Source organism: Hoylesella pleuritidis, from assembly GCF_963541955.1.
Lineage (GTDB): Bacteria > Bacteroidota > Bacteroidia > Bacteroidales > Bacteroidaceae > Prevotella > Prevotella pleuritidis.
The window spans coordinates 86,178-104,293 of record NZ_CAUTUT010000007.1 but is presented as its reverse complement, the minus strand read 5'-3'; the positions used below and the strand labels follow the sequence as shown (position 1 = coordinate 104,293).

Sequence of the window (18,116 nt, the reverse complement as noted above, 5' to 3'; positions counted from 1 at the left end):
AATAAAGAAACGTAGAAGATAAGAAAAATATGGAACTACAAACAAAACGCCTGATACTGAGAGCGTGGAAAGAAAACGATGCTGAAGCATTATACAAATATGCACGGAATCCAAACGTTGGTCCTATTGCTGGTTGGACACCGCATACAAGTGTAGAGAACAGTTGTGAAATTATAAAGGCAGTACTCTCTGCTCCTGAAAACTATGCAGTTGTATTAAAAGAAACGGGCGAGGTTATAGGAAGCATAGGAATAATGATGACAAGAAGTGAAGTCAATAGTGCAAAAATGGCAGACAACGAATGTGAAATCGGTTATTGGATTGGTGAGCCCTATTGGGGACAAGGCTTGATTCCGGAAGCCATAAACGAATTACTTCGATATGCTTTTGAAAACTTACGGCAAACTACGGTTTGGTGTGGGTACTACGATGGCAACGAGAGATCAAAACGAGCACAAGAGAAATGCGGATTCATTTACAGCCATACAGAAGACAATAAGCCTGTTCCATTGATGAACGAGTTTCGCACAGAGCATTTTACCAAAATCACTTTAGAGGATTGGAAAAACAACATCGGTAATTTGAAATAAAAATAACAAGGGAGATTATGACAAAAATAAACTTAATAATATATCCAGAAAATTATCCACATCATCGGACACAATGAGATTTTCATTGCAAGTTATCTCGACAATGTGCTGGCATGTCACTTCTCAATATTCGGCAGCGACATTACCGAGTCGTTCAATAACCATCTCAAATCGTATAATATTTAATCAAACAAGAAACAATGAAAAAGAAAAGAGCAGCAGTTCTCTTATCGGCAAAGAACTGCACTACAAGCCATCTTTCTTTAAGGAAGCTGATGTTTCCGCTCATATGGGTAAGACCATTTATTGGGCATGAGTTCGATCAAGTTATATGCCTCATCATTAGGGTAGTTCATAGAATTGTCACGACCTACCCTATTATTTATAATCATCTTCTGTCGTATTAGCCTTTACGCCACTATCATTGTCGCCCGAGCAAGAAATTAAGACAAATCTAGCAAAAGCAATGAACAACAGTATTCTGTTTGAGCCAAATGAACAGATGCTGAATGCATCTCGAACAAGATCTTTATTTCGGCAATGAGGATAAACTGATGGAACTTTACTGCAAGGCTTCAGTATCAGACTGGTGGAAGAATTTATAAGTGCGATGTAGCTTTCCGGCTTCTACTCGCAGCAGATATACGCCCTGTTCCAGACCTTGCAGAGAGATAGTGGCATGGCTTCCATCGGTGGTCGATGCCTGTTTGACCAATCTACCGCCGATGTTGTACAATCGTAAGATTCTCAAACCGTTGCCCGAAACTATTAGTTGGTTGCCATCGTGCCTGATGTCGAAAGAGGTAGTGGCTGTGGGTGCGGTGTCTATTCCTGTAGGCACTCCATGGTAAAGGGTGAGTATATCGCCTTTCCGCTTGAGGTAACAGGTGGGTTCCTTCGGATTTTTCAACTCCACGTCCTTGCCTTCTATCTGCCCCATTACTATCACCCGATAGGTATGTCCATCGGCCAATTGCAGATTGCTCTTGCGCAGCCAATAGCTGTAGAGCGGCACTTCGAAAGATGAAGAAATGGTGACATGATCGTCAAACCCTTGTATTTTTATCTTTTCCTTTGTCTGTATGTCTTCGCAGAACATAGATACGGGTCCTTCGTAGCTCCTGTTTTCAGATGTGCGCAGCGCGACGGCGAGTTTGAAGTTAGGTACTTTCGAGATGTCAATACTGCCAGATGCAATCCTCTCGTTCGAGTCGTCGGCCAGAAAGACTTCAGCTTTTGCCATAAGCGGTCTTTCCTGTGCCTTTATCACCTCGATATAAGCAGCATCTTTATCGTGAATATTATTTACAGGATAGCGCAGGGTTTCTGCCTCATCCGTCGATATTTCGAGCCTCACTTCATAGCGTGCCGGGGCAAGACCGGCGGGCAATGAAAGCACGATAGGTATTTCCGCCTCGGTAAAGCCTTCGATTTCTGTTACCTTGTCGACACGCGTATTCAACACAACCGTTTTGCTCGCGTTGAGCAGTTGCACCCTCAAGTAGCAGTCGCGGGGCACTCCATTGAGGTTTTTCACTGTGAAAATAGCCTGCACTTTTCCACCTTGTTCGGCTTTACCTGCAAGCCTTGGCTGCGCCATTAGCTGGAAATGAACGTCTTCGGTACAAATTTCAGAGATACGACCAGTACTGTTTGATAGTTCCACTTCTATGGTGGGTGCTTTCTTCATACGGAGGAATTCATTCCAAGAACCATCATCTTTACGGGCTATACACACGGGAATGAGACGATAATAACCGTTTCCGAGATCTGCAAGACTTATCTTTACGGGCTGTGCCTGATTTATCAGGAAGTCTCGTCCCATAAAGCCTGCGTGGTCGGCGCCATAAATGCGCTGCGTGAGACCGCCGCTTGCATGGTCATCGGAATAAACCACTTGCTTGAAGTTTCCTTCTTCGTCGTAGACGGCCACACCGATGTCGCCTTTAAAAGGATTGCCTCTGTTTACGAAAGAATTCATCTCTACGGTCATCATCTGCGACGGGTTAAAGGTTTTGCCTGTTACGTCTTTCAGCGAGAAAGAACCTCCCTCATTGAACATCAGTTGCGGGGATGTTTCTAAGAGACCTCGCTCTATGGCCGGATATTTTCCGTTGTTGGGATGTGCAAGGATTGCTGTAATGGCGCGGTTAAAGGCCAAAGGCTTGCCTTGAAACTCGTTTCCGGTTTGCGATAAGTTGAGGGCTGTGAGCGAATAGTAGGCATCGCTTTGTCCTTCCCAACCGAAATTCATATGAAAGAGGCCATTTTTGTCGAATCCGTCTGCCACCCACGCATGCCCTGAAGCAGAACTGGCAGGGCTGCCTTCCAAATAAACAGGACATCCGTTGAGCAGTTCTTGTCGCAGTATCTCAGCAAAACGGCTTGGTCCTTCCACTGCCCTTGTAATGTATGCAGCCGTATAATCGAAGTTCTTTTGCAGAGCTTGATAAGCAAATAATCCTTGTGTACCGCTCGCATTAGGGGTATATTGCATAAAAGAAGCTATGCCGACATCGTTCATCAATAAGGCTACGGCATCTTCCTGTGCAGCTGTTGCACGCACTGGGTAGCGATAGTCGGGCAGCATGTTTGCCCAATCGTAGTGCGACTGACTGAAATCTGCACTTTTCTTGGTATGGTAGTAGCTTACGGTATATTCGTTTTTACCGCGTCCTTGGGCAGGCCATTGATGGTAATACATCATCTGAGCCACCGCCGTAGCTACACATCCACTATAAGGATAACCGGTTTTTGCATTGAACGGGTGTGATTGTCCCCATTTGCTTTTCAGCAATGGCGATACGGTTTTTGAAAGCAAACCAGCGCGGGTACTGCCTTGGACTACTGCCTTTCCCTCTTTCAACACTTCAAACGTTTGCCGATAACCTTTTAAGAGTAGCTTCACACAGGGATTAACGTTTAGCGTATCAAGTGTTCCTTCTGTGCCGTAGGCCAGCACTTCGCCCATCTCATCGTTGCCGGAGACGATGACAAAGCCGCGTCCCCGTGCGTCATTGAATATATAATAAGGAGTTTCGACTGTTCCGTTAATGCTTCTCGTCTGCGCTTTTGCATCGTTATTGCGAGATAGCGTGACATATCTTTTTGCTATTTTAGCTGCCGTTTGCGGATCGATGTCTTTACCATAAGCTGTCAGAGAGACGGTAACGAACATAACCACAATAACCGATAATACGGCAATAGTATGATGGCGATAACCTTTTCTTTCCATTATTTCTGCTTTCTGCTTCATTCCTTTTGTGCAATATTTCATTTCTATCATCCTGATAATTTATCTTTTACTGTTCCGATGACTCTCGGAAGCGGATGCAAAGTTAATGCTTTTTTCTAAAATAAATCACTATTTGCACATCTTATATAAACTTTCCAACCACATATAAGCTATAAAATGACGTGAGTTCGATATAAGCCTTATGCAATGAGCCTGCTTTTGTCAACGATATTCTTAGCGGATATATTGCCTCCGATATACATTTAACATATTTACGATAACTTGATGTATTCTTCTCTCCTTTGGAGTCCGAATGACTAAAACCTCATAATGCGTTTTCCCTATAAATGGAACCTTTTTTACCTCACTCGTGGGGTAAGACGGACAATGTGTCGTATAAAAATAAAAACGGTAAAATAAGTTAAGCATCAGAGTCTTTCACCATCTTTGGCCCACGCACTTTGTCTTTCGGTGAAAGCCCCGATCTGATCTCGATATTAATGCCGTCGCTTAAGCCAGTGAAAACCTTACAACGCTGATAAGTCTTATTCTCGCCGCTACCTTTGACGAGATAAACATAAGTTTGATTCCCCTCGAACACAATGGCGCTCTCAGGAACGGTGAGTACATTGGTCGCCGAGGCAAGAACAATTTCGGCGTTGGCACTGTAACCGCTACGGAGCTGACGACCGTGAGGCACGGAGACGGCCGCTTTGAGCTCGAACTGATTAGCGCCATTGCTCTCGACGGCTTTCGGACTGATATATTCCAGCGAAGCATCGAAATGCAAATCTTGGAGCGCACCGACGGTAATCTTCATCGGCATAGCCGTGACCAAACGCCCTACTTCAGTCTCATCGATGTTGCCACGGAAGATAAGATCGTTCATATTGGCCACAGTGGCGATAGTGGTACCATCATTGAAAGTATTGGACAGAATGACGCTGTTACCTACTTTGACAGGAATATCAAGGATAAGACCTGTAATCGTACTGCGAATGAGTGTAGAACTGGCTTTGGCATTGTGCTTAGATACACCATCGCGAACCACTTCGAGATTATCCTCGGCAGCTGAGACTTCTTCACGGGCTTGGTCATAGGTCTGCCGAACTTTATCGTATTCATCGGCAGAGACAAGTCCTTTATCAAACAATTCTTTCTCACGGGCAAAGTCGGTATGGGCTTGTCGGACATTGATAGTAGCCAACCTGAGTCGGGCCTGTGCACTGCTGAGCTGCCCCATATCGGGAATGACCTTGACCTTGGCAATGACTTCTCCAGCCTGTACCTTGTCTCCGGCCTGTTTCATCAGTTGAGTAATGATGCCTGAGATCTGCGGTTTGACACTCACTTCATTGCGAGGCTCTATCTTTCCGGTGATGATAGAAGTCTTTTTCAGGTTCATCACACGCGGCGTAAACTCATCATAAGCCACGGGTTGGGGTTGCGACTGAATCCAAAGAAAAACGAATGTGCCGACAAAGATCACTGCAATGATTCCGGCAACGATAAATTTAGTGTAACGTTTCATTCAAAAAGGGCCTCTCCTAACCCCTCCAAAAGAGGGAAGTACCTACCGAGAGGCGTGGCTTTAAGGCACATTTGGAGTCTTACTCAACCTTTTCAGAAGAGAGCAAACTCCCGTTTGTTTATGACTCTATTATACTTTTAATCTTAATTTCTCAGTATTCTGCGCTTCACCCCTCTTTCTGAGGAGCTGGTGAAGGCCCTTATTCTTCCCTCATCGCATCAACAGGCTTGATACTCATTGCACGAACAGCAGGGGCAAGTCCAGCCAAAACGCCGAGTAAACTCAGCAAAACGACTGCACCGACAGCTGTCCAGAAGCTTACCTGGAAGTGCGTATTGACAACGCCATCGGATGTGTTGGCCATCTCTGCAAGCTGCAAGACAACAACGGCAAACAGTATTCCGCTCATCCCTGCCACAGCAGTAAGCGTGATACTCTCCGTTATGATCTGGCTCAGAATATTGCGCGGCGTAGCTCCGATAGCCCTTCGGATACCGATTTCCGTCGTCCGTTCACGTACCGTTACCATCATTATGTTCGACACGCCGATAGCTCCGGCCAACAGCGTACCGATTCCCACTAACCAGATTAGGAAGTCTACACCGGTGAAAAGACTGTCCACCATTCCGAACATCACCTCTGCATTGAGAATTGCAATACCTTTCTCGTCGGTCGGGTCGATGTGATGAGGACGGGCTATCACCTCGCGCATCTTGTCGGTAACAGAACTGATCGTGACACCGGGACGTACGGTAGCACACATCAGATGCACGCTGTCACCCAGATTATAGGCCTGTTGCATCAGCGTCAACGGAATAACGACGCTCTCTTCATTACGCCCGTTAATGTTCATATTGCTTGTTCCATAGTCGACTCCCACAATACTGTAATAGATCGAATCGATACATACCACCCGTCCACACGGATCTCCGCCGCCGGGAAACAGCGTCTTATAAACCTTCTTACCTAATACGCACACTTTGCGATGCTGCTGCATATCCATATCATTGAGATAACGCCCATAGAACATTGACGGAGTCTCCACCTGCTGATAATTAGTCTCCAAGCCTTTCACCGAGCATTGACTTTTCTTATCACTGAAAGTGACCTTGCTACCCCAGTGAGTCAGCATCGGAGAAACCACATCCAGGCCGGGAACTTGGCTTTTGAGTCGCTCCACATCATTGTAAACCAGACACCAGTTACGCCCTTTCGGCAATCCGTGATAAGGTTTCGTGGTGGCTTGGGGGAAGATAATGGCCGAATTGGTAGCAAATCCTTGGAGTTCATTTGACAAACTTTCCTTCATCGCCTTACCGCCGCCGATCAATGCCACAAGCATAAACACGCCCCAAAAAACACCAAACCCCGTGAGGAAACTTCGTGTCTTGTTTCTCGAAAGTGTGTCAAGAATCTCTTTATATCTGTCTAAATCGATCATTCTCTGTTCCTTTCCATCTGTTGACTCTACTCTGCCCGCAATGCCTCAATCGGTCGGATGCGGGCGGCCTTACGTGCGGGAATCAATCCGGCAACGGTTCCTGCCAATATCATTACAAGTGTTGCTTCGATACAGACATCAAAGCCCACCGTGGGATTTACGAACATCGTAACTTGGAACACACCCGTATCCAACTTCGTGTGACCGATCGTGGCATCCATATAAAGATTGGCTCCGATGCCGCAAAGCATTCCGATATAACCGAAAAACGTGGTGATGATAATACTCTCGATAATGATAAGCCGAAGAATCGACCACGGTTTGGCCCCGATAGCCTTACGAATTCCGAATTCGCGAGTACGTTCCCTCACCGTGATCAGCATTATATTACTCACACCGACGATGCCGCTCAATAACGTAAACAGGCCGACGACCCACAGAAATGTACGAATAATGCCCACAACTTGATTCATTTGCATATTCTGCGTGAAGCGATTCCATATCCAAATGGCCCCGTTATCATCTGGCGCTGCACGATGATTGCTATTAATGGAAGCCCGATATGTCTTCTCAAAATCTTCATTCTGCTGCTGGGTTGACAGTCCGTGAAACTCGAATATGATATTATCAGCCTTGTTTCCTTCGTTATACATCATCCGAATCGTAGTGAACGCCGTATAAGCATCGCTGTTCATCCGGCTCCCATCATTCTTGTAAATGCCCACAACACGGAAAGCGAAGCTCCCCACTTTGACATACCGCCCCACCAAATCAGCATAATGGCCTGGCAAGAGTTCTTTGGCCTGCTCCTCACTCAGCACGATCGATTTGCACCGAGTGTCCATATCGATCTCGTTGACATATCGCCCATAAAGCATTTCCTTCTTATTGATGACGGCTTCATTGGGATATACGCCCGTGAGCGAGGCTTGCACGCTGTTGTCGTTGAAACTGATCATCACGCTATTTTCCGAAATCATCGCTCCCACTCCATCGATATGGGCCTGAAAATCACGCCCCGTCTCAGCAATATCCGCATCATCAAGCGTAATATTTCGTCCCTCTTTCAGTCCGTCATAAGCCTTAGACGTATAGCCCGAACCTACCATCATCGAGTTGGCCAAGAACTGTCCCATATGCGAAAGCTGTGCATTGATCAGTCCGTTGCCCGCCCCCAACAGGAAGATCAGCATAAAGATGCCCCACGCCACGGCAAATCCCGTGAGTGCAGTACGCAACTTATTGCGCTTGACTGTTGACCAGATTTCTCCTAATATATCGTGCATTGGCTTTTCGTTTTAGCTCCCTAAGTCAAGGGTTGGGGTATGTACCTGTCTGTTTGTATCAGAAACACACAACTCATTTCATCATTCCGTTCACTCCGAAAGGGCCGGCCTGATGATCAAAATTATCTTCTATCTGCCCGATCAGCCCGTCTTTAATGTGTATAATCTTATTCGTTTCGTTGGCGACACCGCTTTCGTGCGTCACCACGACAATAGTCATACCCTCTTCTTGATTAAGACTCTTCAATAGTTCCATCACTTCCACACTCGTTTTTGAGTCCAAAGCGCCCGTCGGTTCATCTGCAAGGATAATGCGGGGATGCGTGATCAAGGCTCTTGCAATGGCCACTCGCTGCTTCTGTCCGCCCGACATCTCATTGGGATAATGCCCTGCCCACTCTGCAAGACCAAGTTTTTCGAGATACTCCATTGCCATCCGATGACGCTTCCGACGGCTCACACCCTGGTAAAACAGCGGCAACTCCACGTTCTCCACAGCAGTTTTGAATCCGATCAGATTAAAACTCTGGAAGATAAAACCGATCATTCGATTGCGATATTCAGCCGCGCGACGTTCTGAGAGGTCTTTAATGAGCGTACCCGCAAGCGTGTATTCGCCGCTGTCATAGTTGTCGAGAATGCCCAATATATTTAATAAGGTAGACTTCCCCGACCCTGATGCGCCCATAATCGAGACAAATTCGCCCTCTGCGATGTCAAGACTGATACCCTTCAACACGTGCAATGGCTGTGCACCGAAATAGGTTTTATTGATGTCTTTGAGATGTATCATATATCGTTCAGACGCAAGCGGCAAGAGAAAAGTTGCATAGAGATGTGAAAATTTTACCAAAAACGGTAAACAGACTTCCTCATCTCCAACCTCGAAAACCGCTTCCCGACTTCTATTTAAAATGCCCATCACCTTTATCGGAAACGCCGAATGGGTGTCGTATGCGGCAGTTTCACAGCAATCCTATATCTTACTGGTTTCTAATCGGTTACAACTTATATTCGGAAAAGCCGTCAATTGCCGGCCAAGTAACGGTTCATTGCACGCCGTTTAACGGCTTTTCGCAAAGCATTTAACAGTCTTTCGCAAGACATTTAACCGTTAATCACGACAAAAGTTGTATCTTACTGGTTTTCAAATGAATACAACTGTCTATTCTCTTACCCCCTAAGATTCTTATTTCTAAGAAGCGATCAGCCTTTTTTAACAAATTACTGACAGATGGTAAAGATTTCTCCATCTTTTTTTATACCTTTGCACACAAAACCATTTATACCACTAATGAATCTCAACAATCTTAAAATGCAACGACACTCGAAGTTATTACCAATTCTTTTCACCGCTCTTTTCCTGACGGCCCCATTCAACACCTACGCTCAAAATAAAAAAGTGAAAGAGCGGGATGTGTATATCGACGGACGCATTACGGATGCTTTCACTCATCTTGACATTCAAAACGTAAAAGTAACGTTGATGTCTGCCGACAGCATTGTCGTCGATACTGTCCGCACGTGGACGTGGAATAAGGGGTCTGTGCACCCTACTTCCCGCTTTTATTTCCGCAAACGACTGCGCGAAGGACGGTATATTTTCAAGGCGACACACCCTGATTATGCCAATGCTTACCTCAACTACACGTTAGATCTCAGCGGTCGTAAGATGTATTTTCAGATAGACGACTTTACGATGAAGCGTAAAGGAATGGCCGACAAAGAGCACGCATTGGGCGAAGTGGTAGTGAAAAGTACTAAGATCAAGATGGTGATGCGCGGCGATACCATCGTTTACAATGCTGATGCATTCAACATTCCCAACGGTAGTATGCTCGATGCGCTCATCCGCCAACTGCCAGGCGCCACGATCAATACTGCGGGCGAAATCTTCATCAATGGTCGTAAATTAGACTATTTACTGCTCAACGGCAAGGATTTTTTCAAAGGAAACAACAAGACTTTGGTCGAAAATCTGCCTTATTACACCGTCAAAAACCTGCAAGTCTATGAGAAAAGCACCGACAAAAGCCAGCTTATGGGCCGCGATGTGGAGAAAAAGGACTTCGTGATGGATGTCAAGCTCAAAAAGGAATACGAGAAAACCGGCATCACCAACTTCGATTTGGCCGCGGGAAGCAACTCGCGCTATGCCGAAAAGATGTTCAGTCTCTATTTCACACCGCGTGTTCAGCTGTCTGTTTTTGCCAATCTCAACAACGTAAACGAAGACCGCAAGCCTGGCGAGAAGGGCGACTGGGACCCTGCCAAACTTCCGAACGGACAGCTCACACAGAAAACCGTGGGTCTGAATGCAGCTGTGAGCAACGCCAAAAATACGCTGAGAAACAATGTTTCGGGTAGTATCTCGTGGCGAAACAGCGATAATCAGACTGTGCGTGCAGGCGAATCGTTCCTCACTTCGGGCAATGTATATAACCGGAGTATTGCTTCCACGCAGGCAGACAATGTCATTGTCAAGGCTACCAATAAATTGGAAGCGAGAGGAAAGACATTCATACGATGGACAACGGATGTCGATTACAACAAGTTCAATAACTTCGGACTCAGCCGTTCGGCCACTTTCGACGCCGATCCCGAGTCTTTCGGCAGCACGGAGATGATTCTCGACACGCTGTTTGCTACGCCGTTGAGTCGTCGTCTCGGCTCAATGGCTGTCAATCGGCAGCGTTCTCACACGATGGGTAAGGGTCATGCGCTGGATATCAAAACCGATTTCGGTATAAGTTATCAACTGAAATGGGGCGATGCTATCCATCTTGAAGCTCTTGCTTCTTATCAAAACAACCGCAATTCACTGTGGGACAGATATCAACTGGACTATTTACGAAACTCACCAAACAGTGATTATCGTGATAAATACGATCATAATCCCTCTCATTCCTATCAATATACCCTCGAATCAGGATATCTGTTCGTGTTGCCCGGCGGTCTGGTGATTGTCCCCGGCTATCATTTTAGTCAGAAATCACGTTATAACAACAATGAGAAATACCGTCTCGACCGTATTGCCGGATGGCAGACCTCACAACGAGAAATCGGCAGTCTGCCATCGACACGCGATTCGATGCTGATGGCTTTGGATGCAGCGAACAGTTATTCGGGCAACAAATTCAGCATCAAACATAGTCCCAATCTCAGTATCAGTTATTCGAAGCAGGAACAGAAACGCCATCTGGTCCTGAATTTAAACCTCACTTTGAATTACGAAAGCGAGCGACTCGACTTCCGCAGTCAATTGATCAACACGCAGCTTCGACAACACAACTGTTTTTTCCAACCGATGATAAACGGCAGTTTCGGTAACGGACGCATCAATTCCTGGTGTTATTTTTACACACAAGTGAATACGCCTGATCTCTATCAGCGGGTGGAACGGCGCGACGATGCAAATCCGTTAGCCGTCACGCAGGGCAATCCCGATTTGAAAAGCAGCATCACACATCGCTTCCAGGGCGGTTTGAGCGACAGTCACACGGGCCGACTCAAATGGCCGTCGGTCTATGTTCTGTTTACAATTCGGGATCGGGCAGTGGCCAACGGATTCACTTACGAACCCTCCACGGGCGTTTACACCTACAAGCCCGAGAATGTAAACGGTAACTGGGACGGTCGAATCGACTTGAATCACAGCCTCCCTCTTGACAGCGCAGGCCGCTTTACGTGGGACAACCGATTGTCTTATAGCTATGAGAGAAATGTGGATCTCACTGCTGTCTCAGGCAATCATACCAGCGTTTTGAGTAAAGTGGACAATCATCTGCTTGACCATACGACGTCGTTCAACTATCAGAATGAGGGACTCAGACTCAGTTTGGAAGGTCAATGGTCGTGGCGCAACGCCCACAGAAAACTCAGCGACTTCGCGCCTATCAAAACTTATGATTTCCATTACGGTCTGATCGGATCATATAAATTCGCTTTCGGCTTGGAAACGGGTATGGATTTGAAGATGTTCAGCCGTCGCGGGTATGATGTCTTATCGATGAACACCAACGATTTGGTATGCAATGCCTATGTCAGTCAGTCGTTCCTAAAAGGAAAACTCACGGCGAAAGTCGATGCTTTCGACCTTTTCCACCGTCTGTCGAGCGTTTCTTACGAGATCAACGGCCAAGGAAAGTCAGAGCTTCGGTACAACACGACTCCTCATTACGTGATGTTCCATCTGTTGTATAAAATAAATATAGGAAACAAGAAGTAATTTTAGAATTGATATCCGCATTTTCACACCGATTAAAAACAATACGCCTATAAACACAACCTATATGACATGTCGTGTAGTAGGGTATATCTTATTTATTATAGTTGTTCCCAAAGTCCAGCAACAGATAAAAGAATACTGCTAAAAACTGCGTAACTCGATTCTCTTAGACGATTCATCTTTTCCTTATATTCAGATTAGACACAATAGACAGGGAAATAATAAAATCGGAAACGAAGATAAAACAATAAATAAAGGATGCAGACTCACGCCTGCATCCTCTCCATATCTAACTAACTTAAATTCACAAAAGAATTATGTTTCCCTCATTAATCATCACTTTATTGGGGTATTCTGTTTCAACAGAGAATTAGCCTCAATCTCAGAGATAGGTAACATATGATAGAACTTCGGTTCATCGGTCTTCACTTTGAATATAGCAGCGTGGTTACTGCCGTCTCCTGTACGGTCGATGGTCATCTTCCAGCGTTTCATATCAAACCAGTTGGTGCCTTCTCCCCAAAGTTCGATACGACGTTGAAAGCGAACCTGCTCGCGAAGATCCTCTGGCGTAGAAGCGGCTGTAAACTGTGGATCACGCAGTTGTACAAATCCATTGAGCAAGGTAGCAGCCTCTGTCAATTTGTTTTGTTCCACCATTGCCTCTATTTCGAGGAGGATGGGATCCTGAACACGAATATAGGAGTAGTCTTGTTCCATTCCGTCAGCTCCCGCAACGAACTTCATTTGGTCGTAATCTTCCAATTTTGCATTCGGATTAGGGGATGATTGACGAACCTGATCAGCTATATCTTTATATTCTTTAAGGTTCACCCATAGCTTCCTTCGGCTGTCGGTTTTAGATATTTTATTGTAAAGCAGATTGTGAATCAGCTTTTTCTTACCGCCGGCAGCATATCCTCTGATAAGGAACTCATCCATATGGCTCCAGAAAGAAGCCCACAGACTACTGTTGCTTGGCGTAACATCAGCACCCCAGAGAATATCCGTGGCTTTTCCGATATTCCACGTACGCCCAGGCTTTGATACAACATCATCGGCGCCTTTCTTGGCAATGGCTGCATACTTTTCGCAGTTAGGCCAGTCTTCCATCTGTGCGTAAGCCTTGGCTAAATATGCAGCGGCTACGCCTTTATCGACATCCGTCCTGTCTTCCGTGTAACTTCCGTATTCAACGAGTGGTGTCAGGTCTTTGATAATCTGCTCATAAACCTCTTTGACAGTAGCTCTTGGAAGTTTGACAGTATCTGTTGACAAAACAATTGGTACACCAGGATCGTTTTCGTGACCTTTATATGTATGCTGATAAAAGTTTACCAAATGGAAGAAAGCAATTCCCCGCAGGGCTTGTGCCTCGCTTTTGGATGCCAGATAGGCGGGGGCTGAGGACTCCTTTTGGAAATAAGTCTCCAAGTGTTTGTTCACATTTGAAATGATTTTATAGAATTGCTTCCATGTGCTATTCGTACGGCGGTAATTCGCTTCACGATTATCGAGCTGATAGTCGAACTGAAACCAGTTCCAGTTTCTGTATGCAACATCTTCACACATCAAATCCGTGGCTATATGAAAGGCTTTAAGTCCAAAGTCATCGTGGCTCCTATAAAATTCTTGGAAGATAGCATAAGTCTTGGAGAGAGCTGCCTTTGCCACATTGTTTACCACATCGGAGTCTGCAACCAATTCGTCATGACGGCCTTGCGGTATATATTCCGTAATCTCAGGATCCAAGTTACAACTTGTCGTCAATGTCAAAACAGACAGTACGGCAATGGTTTTTATATATTTGTTCATAACATTCGTTGTTTTAAGTGATTGTAAGTTGCATTGCGTTTAGAGTGAAACAGTCAGACCGAGCGACAACGTACGGACAGCACTGTTGACGCTGTAATCCTGAGTACCAGAGACAGAAGTACGCGGATCCAAACCTTTACGTTTAGAGAAGAAGCCTAAATTGTCAGCTGCAAAGTATACACGGACAGTTTGCAAACCTGCTCTATTCACCCAATTGCTCGGAAGCGTATAACCGAAAGTAAGGTTTGTAAGTGCCAAATACGATGCGTCGATAATAAAACGGTCTGAACTCTGAATTAAACCTTGATTAGCATTTTGCAGACGAGGTACATCTGTTTTGGTATTTTCAGGTGTCCAACGATTCAAAATGTCCTTGTGCCAGTTCGTTCCAGCAGTTCCTGCCGACATCAGATTCTGATAACCGAGATCGAGGAATTTACCGCCGATCCGATAGGCAAACTGTGCCGAGAAGTCGAAACCATAAGCAACGGCACTGAGAGAGAATCCTCCTGCCAACTTGGGAATGGCCGATCCCACATACTGCTTATTGATATTATCGGTCGAATAAAACTTGCTGGGTTTAGCAACAAAAGTCTTCGTATCTTCATCATACATATAATAAAGTGCATCTCCGGTCTTTTCATCTACACCGGCAGACTTGATCATCCAATAATCATAGATGCTTCCACCCTCTTTGATGAGACGATAACCACTGACAATACCGTCTTTGCGGAATTCTTCGGGCAACTCTTTAATCTTATTCTTATAAGTAGTTCCGTTCACACTGACGTTAACATTGATGTTCTTATCAGAATAAACATTGGATGAAAGGGTAAACTCAAATCCCTTATTGGTCATCTTTCCGAAGTTAACTGGCTGTGTTGAGAAACCTGTTGTCGACGGAATGGGGAGGTTGAAGAGCATATCCGTGGTGAGACGATTGAACACTTCTAACTCTCCGGAGAGTTTACCATTCCACAAAGAGAATTCAATACCGACATCCAAGTTATGATTTTTCTCCCACGTTATTTCCTTATTGCCTTTGTAGGTTGGGCTATACGTACTTGAAGTTCCTGTTGTCCCGATAGAATAGAGATTTGTATAAGGAGTATAGGCACGAGTAGTAGAGCCGGGAAGAAGCAGATAATCATTTCCCTGAACACCGTAGCTGACACGCAGTTTCAGGTTATCAATGAAAGTAAGGTTCTCCATAAACTTCTCCTGATTGATTCGCCAAGAAGCTCCAAGGCTCCAGAATGTACCCCAGCGGTGGTCGGGATGGAACACGGATGAACCGTCATAACGCAACGAAGCAGATACATAATACTTATTGTCATAGTCTGCCGTAGCCTGTCCGAACCATCCTTCAACACGATAATCGCGTGTGTATGAATTGAGTTCTGTCGTTTTGGCAGCATTGATAAACTCTTTCAAGGTGGGATCAAGCAATGTTTGCTTTGTTCCATAAAGGTATTCGAACTTCTGCTGATAATACTCGTGACCCAGCATTCCGTGCAGCGTGAATTTATCAAAAGTTCCATCCCAAGTCAACACTTGGTTCCAGTTGAGGGAGTAATTAGAACTGCTCCACTTTTCAAGAATACCTCCATAAGCCTGGCCGTCGCCCACCAATGGATTCTTGAAGTCAGTGTGAGTCCACCAGTTGCCGCTGAATGTTCCCGTGGTATTAAAGTTAAAGCCATAGGGAAGCTTGATGTCGGCCCGCACATTCTCTGTAACGAAGAACTGATTATGCTGAATATCGTTAAGCTCCAACTGCTTAATGAGGTTCGTTCCACCTGCATAGGGACGACCCAAAGTGTCATCATAAAGGGGATTACCATTTGCATCGCGCACAATCTTACCCGCACTGTTGTGCTTATAAATGGGATATATAGGGGCAATCATTCTTGTCCACATAAAGACATTCGAGAAATTGTTTCCTTCATCGGCAGAGTTGCGGGTTTCGGTACGTGACAGCTGGGATGAAGCAGACAGTTTCAGCCAGTCAGTAAACTGTGACTCATAGGCCAAGCGATTGGAAAGACGCTTGAAATCACTCTTGATACTGAAACCTAAATCATCCAGATAACCTACGGAAAAATATACTCTCGACTTGTCTGTTCCCTTAGACAGACTGAGCGTATACTCTTGGCGGGTGTGCGGTTTATAGAGTTGTCCCGTCCAGTTATTAAATGAACCGGCATCCTCATATTTAATCGGGGCTGTGGTCAAATTACCGTTAGCATCCACCACTTGGTTATCAGGTGTATTATAGATGTTGTAACCTAATGTCTCTATTAAGTTATTCGAAGCCCATTCAGCCGGATTAGCCGCAGGTTTATTTGAATATATCTGACGGTTTTTCAGACTTTCCCACGTCAGACGATAGTAAGTTCCGGGATCGGAAATAACGTCATATTCAGGTACTCCGCGCCGATTGCTACCGATACGAGCGTCAAACGAAACTTGCAACTTGCCTTTCTGTCCGCTCTTTGTTGTAATCAGAATTACTCCGTTGGCACCGCGCGCACCGTAAAGAGCAGCCGAAGCAGCATCTTTCAACACGCTGATATTCTCGATATCCTTAGGATTAATAGAGTTGATTTCACTTTCATAGGGCGCGCCATCAAGTATAATAAGCGGGCTGCTCGATGCGTTTAACGAACCGATACCGCGAATTCGGATAGTGGCAGAAGTTCCGGCACGACCCGAAGATGATGTAACTGCCAGACCTGCAACCATTCCCTCCAAGGCCTTAGCAGCATCAGCAGTCTGCATTTTGTCAATTTTCTTGGAATCAACAGATACAGCCGAACCTGTAAACGACGATTTCTTTGCCGTTCCGTAAGCTACGACAAATACTTCATCAATAGCTTTCGATTCGCTTTGCAACACTACTCTCATATTATTTCGAGCTACCAGCTCCTGTGATTTCATACCGACATACGATACAATGATCTTCGTCGCTCCTACGGGCATCGTAATTTTAAACTTTCCGTCGATGTCGGTCGCGGTACCAGTGTTGTGTCCCACTACTCGAACAGTAGCTCCGACAATGGGTTCTCCATCACTTTCCGAGACCACAGTTCCATTAATTTGAGTCTGTGCCAGTGCCACTCCGATACTCAGGAAGAGGCAGGCCAAAAGCATTGTTAGATGTTTCTTCATAGGGCTCTTTAATTTAAACGATTATTAATATTGGGGTATGTTAAATTCCGCGAATAATGTGTTTCTACCTATAATGCCGCTGCATCGGTATTACACTCGTGCAAAAAGTTGTCCTCACTTTACTGCACGAATGCGATGTTTATAGGCAAGTCTCCCTCTGTTGAGATTCTGCCTTTTTCCTTTCGGAGTTCTTGTTATGGTATCAATGCGATGCAAAGATCAGTAGTTTTATGAAATGTAGTTCATCGAACAGTCCCTGTCATTTAACTGTCAGAGTGCGGGACTTTTCCATCTCCACAGCCGTAGGTTGGTATGCTTATGCACATTTCATTCCGATGAGAGAAGCTGTCTTATGTTTAAAATGATGTTTTCACTTCCGACAATATCTTCCTCTCTTTTCAATAGAATGTTTGCCGAGGGACAGAAAGTCGATTTCATTCCCTCTTTTCTGTCTCTTTTTCACATCCGATAACGGATGAAAATTAAGAGAAGATGCGCAAAAATAAGCATTTTATTTATACAAAGCAAATAATTCTTAGTTTTTTTCATTTTTCACTTAGATTTTTCCGCGCATTTAAGAAATATAAATCAAATTACGAGTTCACAAGAACAGTATTACTGAACCTTATAAAAGAAATCTGAATAGTTTATACATTCTTTTTATAATCCTGCTTGAACACAGAGTTACTGATTATTCAGAATAATGGTCTTGTTCCCGATCATACCTCTTATAAAATAGTGACGACTTCACATCGATATCATTTTGCAAAAAAGAAGCGGGAGTTATACTCCTATATTTACCTTTGAGAAGTATAGGAC

At 44.9% G+C, this 18,116-nt stretch carries 10 protein-coding genes; 3 read left to right on the top strand and 7 right to left on the bottom strand.

The annotated features are described in order from the left end of the window. The first annotated feature begins 29 nt into the window (after window positions 1-29). Both RWY97_RS04510 and RWY97_RS04505 read left to right on the top strand, forming a co-directional pair. Window positions 30-590, top strand: a complete 561-nt coding sequence (locus RWY97_RS04510) for a GNAT family N-acetyltransferase (RefSeq protein ID WP_315565749.1) — start codon at window positions 30-32, stop codon at window positions 588-590. Between the two features lie 42 nt (window positions 591-632). Beyond that, window positions 633-776, top strand: a complete 144-nt coding sequence (locus RWY97_RS04505) for a DUF3408 domain-containing protein (RefSeq protein ID WP_315565766.1) — start codon at window positions 633-635, stop codon at window positions 774-776. Window positions 777-1,152: 376 nt separating this feature from the next. Here the strand turns inward: RWY97_RS04505 and RWY97_RS04500 are convergent, their stop codons facing one another. The 5 genes from RWY97_RS04500 to RWY97_RS04480 all read right to left on the bottom strand — a co-directional run bounded on the left by RWY97_RS04500 (window position 1,153) and on the right by RWY97_RS04480 (window position 8,876). Beyond that, on the bottom strand, window positions 1,153-3,846 hold the full coding sequence (locus tag RWY97_RS04500; RefSeq protein WP_315565748.1) for a C10 family peptidase: 2,694 nt from the start codon (window positions 3,844-3,846) through the stop codon (window positions 1,153-1,155). 400 nt (window positions 3,847-4,246) lie between these two features. Continuing rightward, entirely contained in the window at window positions 4,247-5,356 is a 1,110-nt protein-coding gene (locus RWY97_RS04495) for an efflux RND transporter periplasmic adaptor subunit (protein WP_315565746.1), read from the bottom strand. A 199-nt stretch (window positions 5,357-5,555) separates the two neighbouring features. Next, entirely contained in the window at window positions 5,556-6,797 is a 1,242-nt protein-coding gene (locus RWY97_RS04490) for an ABC transporter permease (protein WP_315565745.1), read from the bottom strand. Window positions 6,798-6,823: 26 nt separating this feature from the next. Then, complete coding sequence (locus RWY97_RS04485) at window positions 6,824-8,083, bottom strand: ABC transporter permease (RefSeq protein WP_315565744.1); 1,260 nt, start codon at window positions 8,081-8,083, stop codon at window positions 6,824-6,826. Between the two features lie 73 nt (window positions 8,084-8,156). Further along, entirely contained in the window at window positions 8,157-8,876 is a 720-nt protein-coding gene (locus RWY97_RS04480; RefSeq protein WP_024991688.1) for an ABC transporter ATP-binding protein, read from the bottom strand. 501 nt (window positions 8,877-9,377) lie between these two features. On the opposite strand from RWY97_RS04480, the gene RWY97_RS04475 reads away from it, so the two are divergent. Then, the gene (locus tag RWY97_RS04475; RefSeq protein ID WP_315565741.1) at window positions 9,378-12,311 is read left to right on the top strand and encodes a porin family protein; all 2,934 of its coding nucleotides are present in this window, start codon (window positions 9,378-9,380) and stop codon (window positions 12,309-12,311) included. A 336-nt stretch (window positions 12,312-12,647) separates the two neighbouring features. Here the strand turns inward: RWY97_RS04475 and RWY97_RS04470 are convergent, their stop codons facing one another. Continuing rightward, window positions 12,648-14,126: a RagB/SusD family nutrient uptake outer membrane protein gene (locus RWY97_RS04470; protein ID WP_315565740.1), complete on the bottom strand. Its 1,479-nt coding sequence runs from the start codon at window positions 14,124-14,126 to the stop codon at window positions 12,648-12,650. A 39-nt stretch (window positions 14,127-14,165) separates the two neighbouring features. Further along, entirely contained in the window at window positions 14,166-17,297 is a 3,132-nt protein-coding gene (locus tag RWY97_RS04465; protein WP_315565738.1) for a SusC/RagA family TonB-linked outer membrane protein, read from the bottom strand. Window positions 17,298-18,116: the final 819 nt, after the last annotated feature.

Coding starts and splice junctions, on each gene's coding strand:
- RWY97_RS04485 (WP_315565744.1), bottom strand. CDS start 8,083: ATGCACGATATATTAGGAGAAATCTGGTCAACAGTCAAGCGCAATAAG.
- RWY97_RS04490 (WP_315565745.1), bottom strand. CDS start 6,797: ATGATCGATTTAGACAGATATAAAGAGATTCTTGACACACTTTCGAGA.
- RWY97_RS04500 (WP_315565748.1), bottom strand. CDS start 3,846: ATGAAGCAGAAAGCAGAAATAATGGAAAGAAAAGGTTATCGCCATCAT.
- RWY97_RS04475 (WP_315565741.1), top strand. CDS start 9,378: ATGAATCTCAACAATCTTAAAATGCAACGACACTCGAAGTTATTACCA.
- RWY97_RS04465 (WP_315565738.1), bottom strand. CDS start 17,297: ATGAAGAAACATCTAACAATGCTTTTGGCCTGCCTCTTCCTGAGTATC.
- RWY97_RS04495 (WP_315565746.1), bottom strand. CDS start 5,356: ATGAAACGTTACACTAAATTTATCGTTGCCGGAATCATTGCAGTGATC.
- RWY97_RS04510 (WP_315565749.1), top strand. CDS start 30: ATGGAACTACAAACAAAACGCCTGATACTGAGAGCGTGGAAAGAAAAC.
- RWY97_RS04480 (WP_024991688.1), bottom strand. CDS start 8,876: ATGATACATCTCAAAGACATCAATAAAACCTATTTCGGTGCACAGCCA.
- RWY97_RS04470 (WP_315565740.1), bottom strand. CDS start 14,126: ATGAACAAATATATAAAAACCATTGCCGTACTGTCTGTTTTGACATTG.